This window comes from Marinomonas vaga (assembly GCF_055388305.1).
Window position 1 is genome coordinate 3317550 of sequence record NZ_AP043903.1, and the last position, 12071, is coordinate 3329620.

The following is a 12071-nucleotide window of genomic DNA, read 5'->3' on the forward strand; positions in this document are numbered from 1 at the left end:
TAGATAGACATACGCTGGGGGTAGGAACGCCTTGTACGGAATCTACCCCCAGTCTTATCCACAATAGATGTGGATCATTTATTTCTGAACGGCTATTTGATATAAAACATTATAGTCATTTTCATTTACACTAACGATTACAAGCTGACCACCATGCCTAACCCTAACTTAACCATTAACGAAATACTCGATAGAGCGGGAGAAGCTTCAGGGTTTCTTAAAGCGCTAGGAAATGAAAACAGACTGATTATTCTGTGTTATTTACTAGAAGGCGAGTTATCAGTTGGTTCGTTGAATGAAAAACTCCCATTGAGCCAGTCCGCTCTTTCACAACACCTTGCCGTGTTACGTAAAGATAAGTTGGTAGAAACACGTCGCGACTCTCAAACCATCTACTACTCTATTGCAGATGAGCGCGTTAAAGAGCTGATCCAGACCCTTTATCGTCTATTTTGCCAGTAGAAATTGCTCTAACTTATTTGCCATCCACTTTGGTTGCTCCAAGGGCAGCATGTGCCCACAATTTGAGACTGAGTGGATGGTCACATTATCTAAAGCATTTAAGCGCACCATGGCCTGCGGACTGACAAACTGATCATATCGACCGGCTAAGACCAACCAATCACACCCGCTAGCTTTAATGACATCAAAATTCTCTCGACGCTCCAAAGTCGCCTCTAATTGCGCCAAAAGCGCTGGCTCCCCAAGCGCCTCATCCATGGCTTTAATACACTCTAAAAGTCCACCATCTTCCCTATGATCTGGCGCCAGCATAGCCATGGCTTTTTTCTTTGGGATGCCTTTATAGCCGACCTTTTTAACCCAATTCAACGCTTGCACTCGCTGAGCTTTCTCCGACTCAGGTAAAGCCGTTCCTACATTCGAGACCATAACCGCAGATAATAAGCGTTCTGGAACGACGCGAGCTAACTCAGACACCAGATATCCACCAAGGGAAAACCCTATTACGTGGAATGGCTCTTTTGGTAAAGATTCAACAAGAGCTGCCACCATCCGATCCAAGACATTCTCCTCAGGAATGACTATGTGAATCAGACGGATGTTATCAGGTAAAAAATCGAGCACCCTTTGCCAAAGGCGCTCGTCACACATGGTGCCAGGTAGGCAATACACATCAATCATAGGATCTTTGTTCTCTTCTAAATCTAATCTTGTCGAACTCTGATAAAACTGGCAAACCTCGGAATCCCATTTTGAGTCAATCCCTGATAGCGGTAGGTCACATGGTCTCCTATGGCTGGTGGCTGAGCACGCTCTACATCAGTAAATCCTGTGCCAATTCGAAACTGCTTACCATCAGGCATTTCCACCAATAGAGAGCCAAGCTTACCCTCATACTTTCCCTTACCTGGGATATGGCCAATCACTCTGGCCTCAGCATCCATGTAGGGCTTAAGCTTTAACAAGGCATCACTGCGACCACTTCTATGCAAAGCATCTTTACGATGCAGCATCAGACCTTCGCCCCCTTTGGCAACAACCTTATCAAGCCATTGATACAAGGCAGCTGCGTCGCTTACCTGATGTTGAGAAATGGGACGAATAGTTGGACTGTCTAAGCTGAGTATGACTGCAAGATAACGCTCAGCCCGTTGTTCGAACGTGTCTTCTGCAGAGGGAGCATCAAACACCATATAGGTGATCTGTTGCCAATCAGCGGTATTTGGCGTGTTATCCAGAACTGTTTGTTGAACTAGATGAAACTTCCCTTCCCCTGCCCAAAGCTCTCCGTCCAACCAAAGTTTTGGCCATCCTTGGGTATAACCTTCAGGGGTCACAATAGGATGACCGTTGCGAGTAACCAAACGTTCACCATCCCAAATGGCACGTATGCCATCCAGTTTCTCACTAACCAAATATTGGTCAACTGGCTCTGCATCATAGACCTTCGCTAACTGAACACCTGTTTGCGAAAAAACCTGAGTTGCGAACAATAAACACAATCCTAGCCAAAGCTTCATACTCCACCTCCCTGTGGCGCAGCCAAAAAAAAGCCCAGACATCCTGTCTGGGCTTTTCACTTTAGCCTGATTAGTTCGACATTTGAACAATCAGTTTATTCATTCGACTCACAAAGGTCGCTGGGTCATCCAGTTGGCCACCTTCTGCCAAAGTCGCCTGCTCATAAAGCAACCAAGCCATATCAGAGAAACGGTCTTCGTCACTTTCAGCGTCCATTTTCTGGACGATTGGGTGATCAGGATTCACTTCCAAGGAAGGCTTAGATTCAGGCAATTGCTGGCCCGCCTGCTCTAACAAGCGGCGCATCTGTAAGCCCATGTCAAACTCACCAACCACAAGGCAAGCTGGAGAGTTAGTCAGGCGATCAGTACTGTTTACCGATGTCACTTTTTCAGATAGCACAGCTGTCATACGCTCTAGCAGAGGCTTAATTTGCTCCGCTTTTTGTTCGTTCTCTTTTTTCTTCTCTTCGCTTTCTTCTACATCGATGTCCAGCTTACCTTTCGTCACATCTTGGAAAGTTTTGCCATCGAATTCACGTAGAGAAGACATCATCCACTCATCAATACGATCACTTAGCAGCAAGACTTCGTAGCCTTTTTTACGTAGTACTTCTAAGTGCGGGCTGTTTTTGGCCGTATTGTGGTTTTCAGCATAGATGTAGTAAATCTTATCTTGACCCTCTGGCATACGCTCAATGTAGCCTTTTAATGACTCAGTTTGAGCCGCTTTATCAGTATGGGTCGAGCTAAAGCGAAGCAATTCAGCGATCTTGTCTTTGTTACCAAAGTCATCTGCTGGGCCTTCTTTTAGCACTTGGCCAAATTCATCCCAGAAAGTTTGGTAAGTGTCTGGATCGTTTTTAGCCATTTTAGACAACATATCCAACACACGCTTGGTTAACGCTGAACGCATGGAATCCACTGCATTGTCATTTTGCAAAATTTCACGAGAAACGTTCAAAGACAAATCATTAGAGTCGATGACACCTTTCACAAAACGCATGTAAGGCGGCAGGAAGGCTTCTGCATCATCCATAATAAACACGCGCTGCACGTAAAGCTTCAGCCCACGCAACATGTCACGGTTCCAAAGATCCTGTGGTGCCTTCGCTGGAATGTACAGCAAGCTAGTGTATTCAAGCTTACCTTCAACCTTGTTATGGGACCATTTCAATGGATCTTGGAAATCATGGGACACGTGCTTGTAGAACTCTTTGTACTCTTCTTCGCTCACTTCGTTACGAGGACGTGTCCAAAGCGCTTTAGCGGAGTTCACGGCTTCCCATTCTGTTTCACCAGTATTTTCTACTGGTTTTGGGTTACCTTCTTCATCGAACTCAGGAGTCGGCTGCTTTTCCATTTCTACAGGGATGGAAATATGGTCAGAGTATTTAGAAACCAAAGAGCGTAGGCGCCAGTTGTCCGCAAACTCTTTATCACCTTCTTTAAGATGCAAGGTAATACGAGTACCACGGGTGTCCTTTTCGATGGTCTCAATAGTGAATTCACCGGTCCCTTCTGACTCCCAACGAACCCCCTCTTGTGAGCCTGCTCGACGTGTCTCGACGGATACGCGATCTGCTACGATAAACGCAGAATAGAAACCTACACCAAATTGGCCAATCAATTGGCTGTCTTTCTTTTGATCACCGCTAAGCTGCTCTAAAAATTGAGCAGTACCTGATTTGGCAATAGTGCCTAAGTTTGAGATGGCTTCATCACGGGTCATACCGACACCGTTGTCATCTATCGTTAGGGTACCCGCTTCTTGGTCGAAGCTAATACGCACTCTAAGATTGGGATCGTCTGATAGTAAATCGGCGTTTGAAACTGCCTCAAAACGGAGTTTATCTACCGCGTCAGATGCGTTTGAAATAAGCTCACGTAGAAAGATTTCTTTGTTCGAGTACAAAGAATGGATCATTAAATGAAGCAGTTGTTTGACTTCAGTTTGAAATCCTAACGTTTCTTTTTGAGTTTCAGTTGTCATGTTTCTCCATGCTCCTCACAGTTACAACATTCGCACCAAAGGGCGCGTAATTCAGTTCTGATTAGGGTTATGGAGTCACTGAAAAATTTTTCAACCGTTAACGTGAACGCTTATGCACAATTGTGAGGCCATCTCCGATGGTAAGTAGGCTTGAATCCACTTCCGAGTCTTGGTGAATGAGATCATTAAGAGCACGGACAATGCGAGTATCTTTGTCATCAAATTCTTCATTTGCCACATTGCCCCACCACAGCGTGTTATCTATGACCATACATCCACCCTCTCTTAGCAAGGTTTTACCAAGATCGTAGTAGGCCAGTAAGTTGCCCTTGTCGGCGTCCACAAACATAAAATCGAAAGTACCCGCTTGCTCTTGAACGAGGGCTTCTAGTGCCGCTTTTGCATCACAACAACGTGTCGTTATTCGATCAGATAAGCCTGCTTGGTCGATGTACTTGTTCGCTATATCTAGCCACATTTGTTTTTTATCAAATGCCAGCAAAGAAGCATCCTGAGATAACTTCAACCCCATAGAGAGAGTGCTATAGCCAGTAAAAACACCTACCTCGAGGACCTTTTTGGGTTGCTGCAAAGCAATCAATAGCCCTAAAAACTGACCCACTTCCGGTGACAAAGCCATCCGAGCCATATGGTATTGAGCAGTTTCTCGACGCAGGGCCTCAAGTACCTCTGGCTCATTGACGGAATGCTCAATCAAATAACGGTACAAACCATCATCCACCTGTACCGTTCGATTAACAGGAGGATTATCTTCGGACACTTGTTTAGGGAAATTAGGAAGCATGAGACTTAATCACCAAACCACGGCTGAGGGTTTTAAACGTCTTAGAACGGAACTCGCGACGGTAAAGCACCGCAACCACCATAACACTAGCGGCCATGCAGAAATACGGACCCAAAAACCAAGCAGAAAAAGCCATAGCAAAATAATAAGCACGCAAACCATAATTAAACTGGTTCGCCGCTAAACTGCAGATTTTCGCCATATGCATGGCATAAAGTTCCCGCTCACTGTCTTCGATACCACGCTCCGTGGCTAAGGGGGCACTGCCCACTAAGACAGAGCAAAAATTGTACTGGCGAACCGACCAAGTAAAGGTAAAGAACGCATAGACAAAAATCAGAACTAAGACGATGATTTTCAATTCCCACTCGGTTTGATTGGTGGGAGAAAACAATGCAAACTCATTAATAATACTCAAGGCCTGCTCTGAGTAATTAAAGGCTGTAAACAAGCCAGCAATAATCAACAGACTGCTTGACGCAAAAAATAAGCTACTGCGCTCAAGGTTGGCCATGACCGAGGCATCGGCGATGCGATTGTCTCGACGAAGTAAGCGGGACATCCATGCTAATCGAAATTGGTGCAACACACTCACTAAACAGGTACGTCGTTTGGAGTTATGCAGCGCATAGAAGGCATACCCCCACCAACATCCAATAAACACCACCATGGTTAAAATAGTTAACGGATCAAATAGAACCTGACTGTCCATATATCGTTACAACGCCTTATCAATGAGAGAGACACTCGTCATTATATCCAAAACTGTGACAAAGAGAGTGTCTAATGGACCTAAGTTAAGCAAACATCTTAATCTTTTTGCAGGTCTGTGACGTTTTAGCTCCACACAGTGAAATAAATTTGACTAATTGGTCTGATAGTCATTTGTTCCTTGTCTTTAACAGAAAAATAGCGCTATGCTGGATTTGTAACTTGATGGGAGGACGTTTGATGAAACGTTTGTTGATTTTCATATTGCTATTGCCTTTGATGCTCTTTGTGAGTGCAGGCAGTCATGCGAGTGAAGATTGCAACGCTCCTAGCTACCTCAAAACAGGTTTAGTCGAAACCGCTTTTGAGCTTCCCACTGTCGAAGTGGCTCCCGACTTAGATGACGTATTAGTCACTAGCCATAACCCTTTAGGCTCTTCACCTAGCACTTTTAAAGTATCCATCGCACATTTCTGCGCTGTTTCTGATGCTATCAGCCTATTCACCTGTCGTGGTCCTCCAACCGCTTAATTATTTAACAAGCCTTTTTTAAATAATTAACTATTTGGAGTAACACCATGAAAACACTTACCTACGTGACTACGAAAGACGTAAACGAACTTGCTTGGCCTGAACTGCAACAAAACACAGGCCTTTACTCACCTGCTACCCGTGTTTTTACGGATTTTAAAGTCAGCATCCCACGTGTGATCGAGCCAACGGTTCGTGCTGATGTGCTTGCTAACATTATGAAAAAAGAGCACGTGCGCATGAAAGTCGTGGTAGACGCAAAAAACAGCTTTTTAGGTATCGTTAGCTTAGAGGATTTGTCTGAAGAAGCCTTTATCAAGCAAGCAGCTGCTGGCTACCTTAGAGATGAACTTTTAGCAATAGATCTAATGCGCCCTAAAGAAGAACTATTAGCCGTATCTTATAGCTCACTTAAAAACAGTGATATCGAATCTTTAATTTACAGCCAAAAATCAAATCCATTTCAACACCTGTTGGTGGTAGATGAGGAAACTAAAGCCATACGTGGTTTAATCTCAGCAAATGACATTGTGCGCCAATTAAAACTAAACGTAGACGTAACAACTTCTACCAGTTTCGCCAAGTTACATGCAGTGATTGAAGGCGATTACGCTCAGAGCAAACGCCTACGCGTTGCCTAAGCAACTTTCGCATACCCCAAAGAAAAAGGCTGGTTTAACCAGCCTTTTTCTTTTGCACCCAATAGTAGTAAAGATCCCCTTCTACCACCTGCTTAATCAGTGGATGACCAAGGAAATTACAAAATTTCGGCACATCCCGTTCAGTTGATGGGTCTGTCGCAATAATCTTAACCACCTCTCCAGGGGCCATCTTACGTATGACTCCATGGAGCATCATGACTGGCTCAGGGCAATATAACCCTTGGGTATCTAGCTCTTCTTTATGTTCAATGGTATCTGTCATATTTGCCTCAAATCGACGACTGAATACAGCTCACAGTCTGCTTGACCAAGGTCTCAATGACCTCTTCTTGACTCATATTGTAACGCTTTAACAGTTTAAAATCGTGATCAGCGCCTTCAAACCAATGCAGATTAATATTGGGTAACAATTGTTGCTGCTCTACCCAATCCCTATTCCCTAACCCATCTCGCGTACCTTGTATAATATGGAAAGGCACATTTTTGGAGTGCTTTAGATGGTATAAACGATCTTTTTCTGGTTTTTTGGGAGGGTAAAATGGGTACCCTAACGCGACACAGGCCTTAACCTGGTGCGTTGCACACAGTTCAGCAATGATTCGACTCCCCATGGACTTACCAATCAATATAATCGGCTCTTGCTTGGGAATCTTGTCACGGGCTTCTTCAATCAGCTTATTAATATTTGGCGGAGGACGCCGCTTTCCACCCAAGTCCATTTCAGCCATATAGTCGAGGGTAAAAGGTATCACTTCCACCTCTCCAAACACTGCAAGACACTGGGTTAACTGCTGGTCAAAAACGTTTAAGAAATCGCCACTGTGGCCTGCGCCAGCACCATGTAACACATATACTTTAATCATACGTAGCCGCAATCATCTCCTATACAAATTGTAACGATTAAGCCCGAGAATGGACGCACTATTATGAGGACAGAAGCTTTAATAACAAGCCTGTTAAGGGTGCCCCATCAATGAACACACCTACTTGAACGCACTCGCAGCCCTGCAAAGCTAATCAGAGAGGGGTGGATAATGACAAAGCTTGATCTATATCAGTTTCCCATAATGCAATGGGAGTACACTTCCTATTAGAAAATTTAATAGGACAGACTCCATGCTTTGGGATTCACAACTCATTCATAAATACAATTTAGCGGGGCCACGTTACACGTCCTACCCCACTGCACCTAAATTTGACAGTAACATCAGCAAAATGGCACTGATCGACAAGATGTTGACGCCCTCAAATCAGCCTTTAAGCTTGTATTTTCATGTGCCTTTCTGTGCGCACCTTTGCTATTACTGCGCCTGTAATAAGATTGTGACCAAGCAATATGATAAGGGTAACGAATACGTGGAGATTTTGGGTGAAGAAATGCGTCTTCGCTCCTTGATGCTTGACCAAACCCGCCCAGTAACACAACTCCATTTTGGTGGTGGCACCCCCACTTTTCTTAGCGAAACCAACCTAAGACGCTTGTTTAAAAAAATCGATGAGACATTTACTTTAGTGCGTGATGGCTCACAAGATTTCAGCATTGAAATTGATCCGCGAGAAGTTGATCGAAGCAAACTGGAAACACTGGCAGACCTTGGTTTTAATCGAGTCAGCCTGGGCATTCAGGACTTTAATCCGGATGTGCAAAAAGCCATTCATCGAATCCAGTCATTAGATCTGGTCAACAAGGTAGTCAATGATATAAGAGCGTTAGGTTTCAGCTCCATAAACTTTGACCTTATTTATGGCCTACCAAAACAAACTTTAGAAGGTTTTGATAAAACCTTAGATCAAGTCATCGCATTATCTCCTGATAGGATCTCAGTATTTAATTATGCCCACTTACCAAATAGATTTGCGCCACAAAAGCGAATTCTAGATGCTGATCTACCATCACCCGATCAAAAACTTACATTATTAAAATATACCATTGAAAAGCTCACGGGAGCTGGCTACGTTTATATAGGCATGGATCATTTTGCTAAGCCCAGCGACCCTCTAACGATTGCTCAGCAGCAGGGTCATATGCAACGCAATTTCCAAGGTTATACCACCCACGCAGAAACCGACCTGCTTGCATTTGGTGTCTCTGGTATTAGTCAAATTGATGGGGCTTACTTTCAAAACCATACGGATCTTTCGCTGTATCAAAACAGTATTGAGAATGGTCAATTAGCCATTATGAAAGGCTATATTAGTCACCAAGACGATCGTATCCGACATTTTGTGATCATGCAGTTGCTTTGTCACAACTATATTTCCAGCAGCATGGTGGAGTCTGAATTTAATGTTAGTTTTTGTGAATATTTCCAAACTGAACTAGACAGGCTAGCAGCGCTGGAGGAAGATGGCGTCCTGACAATCACGAAAAGTGATGACGGCGTTACCATCCAAATTAATGAGATTGGTCGATTACTAGTGCGCTGTGTGTGCATGGCTTTTGACCAATATATCAACGAAAACGCATCATTTTCTAAAGTCATATAATAACGCCCGATCGAGCTCAGGGAGAGTCCAATGTCTGTTATCAACGCAAATACTCGTTTCAATAGTAAATTGACATCGCAATGTCAGAATTGCAGTTTAAGCGCCCTTTGTTTGCCAATTGCCTTGGCTGACGAAGACGTAAACCGCTTAGATCAGATTATTGAACGTAAGCGACCGCTTAAAAAAGGTGAATTACTCTTTCGCCAAGGTCAGGAATTCGACTCTGTGTTTGCTGTGCGTACTGGCACACTTAAGACATTCAATATTACTAATACCGGTGAAGAACAAATAACAGGGTTTTATTGCCCTAGCGAATTATTGGGTTTAAGTGGCATTGATAACAACACATACCCTGTATCTGCAAAAGCATTAGAAACAACGACAGTCTGTGAAATTCCATTCGCTCACTTGGAGCAATTAACAGCGCAAATTCCGTCCTTGAAACATCAGATCTTTCGTTTGATGAGTCGTAAGATATGTGACGACCAACAAATGATGGTGTTACTTGGCAAGAAAAATGCGGATGAAAAAGTCGCTTCATTCTTGATGAACCTTTCCCATCGTTTTAAAAAGCGCGGTTACTCTGCCACCTCTTTCCGTCTTTCCATGTCACGAAGTGAGATTGGTAACTACCTTGGATTAGCTGTTGAAACAGTGAGCCGTGTGATGACACGCTTCCAAAAAAATGGGCTGATTGATGTGGACGGCAAAGAAATTACCATTGTCGATCTGCCAGAGATGGAGAAACTTGTCGGTGTTGTGGAAGAGTGTGGTAAGATCGAGCACGCTTAATTAACCAAACAGTTAAGGTTTTACTTCATGCTCTTTGATGACTTTTACTTTAAGTCGCTGATTCGCACGGTCGAAGACTGGCCAAAGCCAGGTATCAGCTTCCGCGACATTACTCCCATCTTCACCAACCCGAAAGGGATGAGAATGGTCGTGGATGCCTATGTTCACCGTTACATTGACTCAGACATCACTCACATTGCTTGTATTGATGCACGAGGCTTTTTGATCGCATCTGTGTTGGCTTACGAGCTACGCAAACCTTTGGTACTTGTTCGTAAAAAAGGCAAGTTGCCAGGCAAAACGATCTCCCAGAGCTATGACCTTGAATACGGCAGCGCAGAGCTGGAGATTCAAGAAGATGCCGTATCTGAAGGCGCCAATGTTCTATTGTTTGATGATCTTATTGCAACAGGTGGCACCTTGATCGCAGCCATGTCTCTGCTTCGTCAGCAAGGCGCTACAATTAAAGAAGTAGCCTCTATCATTGATCTTCCTGATCTAGGTGGTAGCGCTAAAATACAGGAACTTGAAGTGCCTGTCTTTGCATTATGTGCCTTTGAAGGCGAATAGCTTTCCCTTCCTAGGGACAATAAAAAAGGTGGCCATTGGCCACCTTTTTTTGATCTCTCAAAAGGATTTAGAAGTAAGTTACCACACCAATTCCGATGCTTTTGTTCATTTCAGCATCAGAAGAGTAGTCATCCAAATCGACATTGGTTAGGCCGTAGCGGACAAACACAAGAGCATTACGCAAAGTACGGTACTCACCTCGGATCTCAGCCTGGTACATGTTTTCAATGTTTTGGAACGATAATACTTGAGGAGAGTAGTATAGGGAGCCATAAACGCTGAAACGGTTTGCCTTAGGGAATGTGTAACGGTAGAAGCCACCTAGTCCCACTGCAACACCATCATCGTTGTCCCCTACTTCAGTATCAACCGCCAACAAGCGAGCCCCAATACCAATCTGAAGTGGGTAATCTTTCGCTGTATCTTTATCTTCAATATGGGCACCAATGTAACCATATTTACCGTCGTCGGTATGGTACATACCACCAGCATCAAGGAAGTATGAGCCTCGATCGATACTCACGTCAGCTTTAACCGCTTCGTTTGAAAGAGAACCTTCAAATGTGTTTGCGCTTGCTTGAGCGGCTACGGCAGCACCTAGAGCCAATGGCAGTATTTTCTTAATCGACATTCTGCATCCTTTTTAGAGCGAAATTATATTTAAACGTTTTAAAGCGTCTTCCGACTGTTTAAGACTTTTAAAATCAAACAGTTCGGTATCTGCCAAATGAGATGGCACAACATTCTGTATTGCGGAGAACATTGTGTCTAATCGTCCTGGGTGTTGTTTTTCCCAACCTTGCAACATCTCTTTAACAACTTGTCTCTGTAGATTTTCCTGAGACCCACAAAGATTGCAAGGGATAATAGGGAAAGCCTTTAGTAAAGAGTATTCCTCAATATCTGACTCTTTACAGTAGGCCAAGGGGCGAATCACAATATGTTTGCCGTCATCACTTAATAACTTGGGAGGCATGGATTTCAATTTACCACCAAAAAACATATTTAAAAACATGGTTTCTAAAATGTCATCTCGGTGATGCCCCAAAGCAATTTTAGTCGCACCAATCTCTTCTGCGAAGCCGTATAAAGAACCACGACGTAAGCGAGAGCATAAACCACAAGTAGTTTTACCTTCTGGTACCACTTCTTTTACGATGCTGTAGGTGTCTTTCTCTAAAATATGATAATTAACACCCAATTCATCAAGATAAGCAGGCAGAATATGCTCTGGAAAGCCTGGTTGTTTTTGGTCCAAGTTCACCGCGATAATTTCAAATGTAATCGGCGCACTGCGCTGTAAATTACACAAAATATCAAGCATGGTATAAGAATCTTTACCGCCAGATAGGCACACCATGACTTTGTCGCCATCTTCAATCATGTTGAAATCAGCGATGGCCTGCCCCACATGTCGGCGCAGACGTTTCTGCAGCTTGTTTAGCTCCAGTTTTTCTTTTCGATCAAATTCAGAATTCATTTACAAGTACCGTATATCAGATGGCGCTATCTTACTACAAGGTCAAACGCTAAGCATC

General features: G+C 43.7%; 15 protein-coding genes. 6 read left to right on the forward strand and 9 right to left on the reverse strand.

Translation table 11 applies throughout. The annotated features are described in order from the left end of the window. The first annotated feature begins 153 nt into the window (after window positions 1–153). Window positions 154–462: an ArsR/SmtB family transcription factor gene (locus ACZ5DR_RS15625; RefSeq protein WP_377367764.1), complete on the forward strand. Its 309-nt coding sequence runs from the start codon at window positions 154–156 to the stop codon at window positions 460–462. Here the strand turns inward: ACZ5DR_RS15625 and ACZ5DR_RS15630 are convergent. The 5 genes from ACZ5DR_RS15630 to ACZ5DR_RS15650 all read right to left on the reverse strand — a co-directional run bounded on the left by ACZ5DR_RS15630 (window position 448) and on the right by ACZ5DR_RS15650 (window position 5492). Beyond that, window positions 448–1143: an alpha/beta fold hydrolase gene (locus ACZ5DR_RS15630; RefSeq protein ID WP_377367762.1), complete on the reverse strand. Its 696-nt coding sequence runs from the start codon at window positions 1141–1143 to the stop codon at window positions 448–450. The two genes, ACZ5DR_RS15625 and ACZ5DR_RS15630, sit on opposite strands and share 15 nt — an antisense overlap. A gap of 23 nt (window positions 1144–1166) precedes the next feature. Next, window positions 1167–1982, reverse strand: a complete 816-nt coding sequence (locus ACZ5DR_RS15635) for a DNA ligase (protein WP_377367761.1) — start codon at window positions 1980–1982, stop codon at window positions 1167–1169. A 70-nt stretch (window positions 1983–2052) separates the two neighbouring features. After that, window positions 2053–3975 carry a molecular chaperone HtpG gene (htpG, locus tag ACZ5DR_RS15640; RefSeq protein ID WP_377367759.1) on the reverse strand — a complete coding sequence of 641 codons (1923 nt, stop codon included), beginning with the start codon at window positions 3973–3975 and terminating at the stop codon, window positions 2053–2055. A gap of 97 nt (window positions 3976–4072) precedes the next feature. Beyond that, window positions 4073–4780 (reverse strand): O-methyltransferase, encoded by a 708-nt coding sequence (locus ACZ5DR_RS15645; protein ID WP_377367757.1) that lies wholly within the window; start codon window positions 4778–4780, stop codon window positions 4073–4075. Beyond that, on the reverse strand, window positions 4770–5492 hold the full coding sequence (locus ACZ5DR_RS15650) for a DUF599 domain-containing protein (protein WP_377367755.1): 723 nt from the start codon (window positions 5490–5492) through the stop codon (window positions 4770–4772). Before ACZ5DR_RS15650 ends, ACZ5DR_RS15645 begins: the two co-directional genes overlap by 11 nt. Before the next feature lie 239 nt (window positions 5493–5731). Here ACZ5DR_RS15650 and ACZ5DR_RS15655 point away from each other — a divergent pair, with 239 nt between their 5' ends. Next, a complete protein-coding gene (locus tag ACZ5DR_RS15655; RefSeq protein ID WP_377367753.1) occupies window positions 5732–6022 on the forward strand; it encodes a hypothetical protein in 291 nt (96 codons plus the stop codon). A gap of 47 nt (window positions 6023–6069) precedes the next feature. Next, window positions 6070–6663 carry a CBS domain-containing protein gene (locus ACZ5DR_RS15660; RefSeq protein ID WP_377367751.1) on the forward strand — a complete coding sequence of 198 codons (594 nt, stop codon included), beginning with the start codon at window positions 6070–6072 and terminating at the stop codon, window positions 6661–6663. A 34-nt stretch (window positions 6664–6697) separates the two neighbouring features. Here the strand turns inward: ACZ5DR_RS15660 and tusA are convergent, their stop codons facing one another. Together tusA and ACZ5DR_RS15670 are read right to left on the reverse strand one after the other, a co-directional pair. Beyond that, window positions 6698–6946, reverse strand: a complete 249-nt coding sequence (tusA, locus tag ACZ5DR_RS15665; RefSeq protein WP_377367749.1) for a sulfurtransferase TusA — start codon at window positions 6944–6946, stop codon at window positions 6698–6700. A gap of 7 nt (window positions 6947–6953) precedes the next feature. Then, on the reverse strand, window positions 6954–7547 hold the full coding sequence (locus tag ACZ5DR_RS15670) for an alpha/beta family hydrolase (RefSeq protein WP_377367747.1): 594 nt from the start codon (window positions 7545–7547) through the stop codon (window positions 6954–6956). Window positions 7548–7800: 253 nt separating this feature from the next. On the opposite strand from ACZ5DR_RS15670, the gene hemN reads away from it, so the two are divergent. Genes hemN through ACZ5DR_RS15685 form a run of 3 tightly spaced genes read left to right on the forward strand, consistent with a single transcriptional unit; the run spans window position 7801 to window position 10533 of the window. Next, entirely contained in the window at window positions 7801–9171 is a 1371-nt protein-coding gene (gene hemN / locus ACZ5DR_RS15675; RefSeq protein ID WP_377367745.1) for an oxygen-independent coproporphyrinogen III oxidase, read from the forward strand. A 30-nt stretch (window positions 9172–9201) separates the two neighbouring features. Next, window positions 9202–9963 (forward strand): fumarate/nitrate reduction transcriptional regulator Fnr, encoded by a 762-nt coding sequence (gene fnr, locus ACZ5DR_RS15680; protein ID WP_377367744.1) that lies wholly within the window; start codon window positions 9202–9204, stop codon window positions 9961–9963. Between the two features lie 27 nt (window positions 9964–9990). After that, the gene (locus tag ACZ5DR_RS15685; protein WP_377367742.1) at window positions 9991–10533 is read left to right on the forward strand and encodes an adenine phosphoribosyltransferase; all 543 of its coding nucleotides are present in this window, start codon (window positions 9991–9993) and stop codon (window positions 10531–10533) included. Window positions 10534–10600: 67 nt separating this feature from the next. Here ACZ5DR_RS15685 and ACZ5DR_RS15690 read toward each other — a convergent pair whose 3' ends face one another. Together ACZ5DR_RS15690 and ttcA are read right to left on the reverse strand one after the other, a co-directional pair. Next, window positions 10601–11164, reverse strand: coding sequence for a YfaZ family outer membrane protein (locus ACZ5DR_RS15690; RefSeq protein ID WP_377367741.1), 564 nt, complete (start codon window positions 11162–11164; stop codon window positions 10601–10603). Window positions 11165–11176: 12 nt separating this feature from the next. Then, complete coding sequence (ttcA, locus tag ACZ5DR_RS15695) at window positions 11177–12013, reverse strand: tRNA 2-thiocytidine(32) synthetase TtcA (protein ID WP_377367739.1); 837 nt, start codon at window positions 12011–12013, stop codon at window positions 11177–11179. Between the last annotated feature and the right edge of the window lie 58 nt (window positions 12014–12071).

Bases quoted from the DNA above. Each gene is read 5' to 3' on its own strand.
- ACZ5DR_RS15625 (WP_377367764.1), top strand. From the start codon at position 154: ATGCCTAACCCTAACTTAACCATTAACGAAATACTCGATAGAGCGGGA.
- ACZ5DR_RS15630 (WP_377367762.1), bottom strand. From the start codon at position 1,143: ATGATTGATGTGTATTGCCTACCTGGCACCATGTGTGACGAGCGCCTT.
- ACZ5DR_RS15635 (WP_377367761.1), bottom strand. From the start codon at position 1,982: ATGAAGCTTTGGCTAGGATTGTGTTTATTGTTCGCAACTCAGGTTTTT.
- htpG (WP_377367759.1), bottom strand. From the start codon at position 3,975: ATGACAACTGAAACTCAAAAAGAAACGTTAGGATTTCAAACTGAAGTC.
- ACZ5DR_RS15645 (WP_377367757.1), bottom strand. From the start codon at position 4,780: ATGCTTCCTAATTTCCCTAAACAAGTGTCCGAAGATAATCCTCCTGTT.
- ACZ5DR_RS15650 (WP_377367755.1), bottom strand. From the start codon at position 5,492: ATGGACAGTCAGGTTCTATTTGATCCGTTAACTATTTTAACCATGGTG.
- ACZ5DR_RS15655 (WP_377367753.1), top strand. From the start codon at position 5,732: ATGAAACGTTTGTTGATTTTCATATTGCTATTGCCTTTGATGCTCTTT.
- ACZ5DR_RS15660 (WP_377367751.1), top strand. From the start codon at position 6,070: ATGAAAACACTTACCTACGTGACTACGAAAGACGTAAACGAACTTGCT.
- tusA (WP_377367749.1), bottom strand. From the start codon at position 6,946: ATGACAGATACCATTGAACATAAAGAAGAGCTAGATACCCAAGGGTTA.
- ACZ5DR_RS15670 (WP_377367747.1), bottom strand. From the start codon at position 7,547: ATGATTAAAGTATATGTGTTACATGGTGCTGGCGCAGGCCACAGTGGC.
- hemN (WP_377367745.1), top strand. From the start codon at position 7,801: ATGCTTTGGGATTCACAACTCATTCATAAATACAATTTAGCGGGGCCA.
- fnr (WP_377367744.1), top strand. From the start codon at position 9,202: ATGTCTGTTATCAACGCAAATACTCGTTTCAATAGTAAATTGACATCG.
- ACZ5DR_RS15685 (WP_377367742.1), top strand. From the start codon at position 9,991: ATGCTCTTTGATGACTTTTACTTTAAGTCGCTGATTCGCACGGTCGAA.
- ACZ5DR_RS15690 (WP_377367741.1), bottom strand. From the start codon at position 11,164: ATGTCGATTAAGAAAATACTGCCATTGGCTCTAGGTGCTGCCGTAGCC.
- ttcA (WP_377367739.1), bottom strand. From the start codon at position 12,013: ATGAATTCTGAATTTGATCGAAAAGAAAAACTGGAGCTAAACAAGCTG.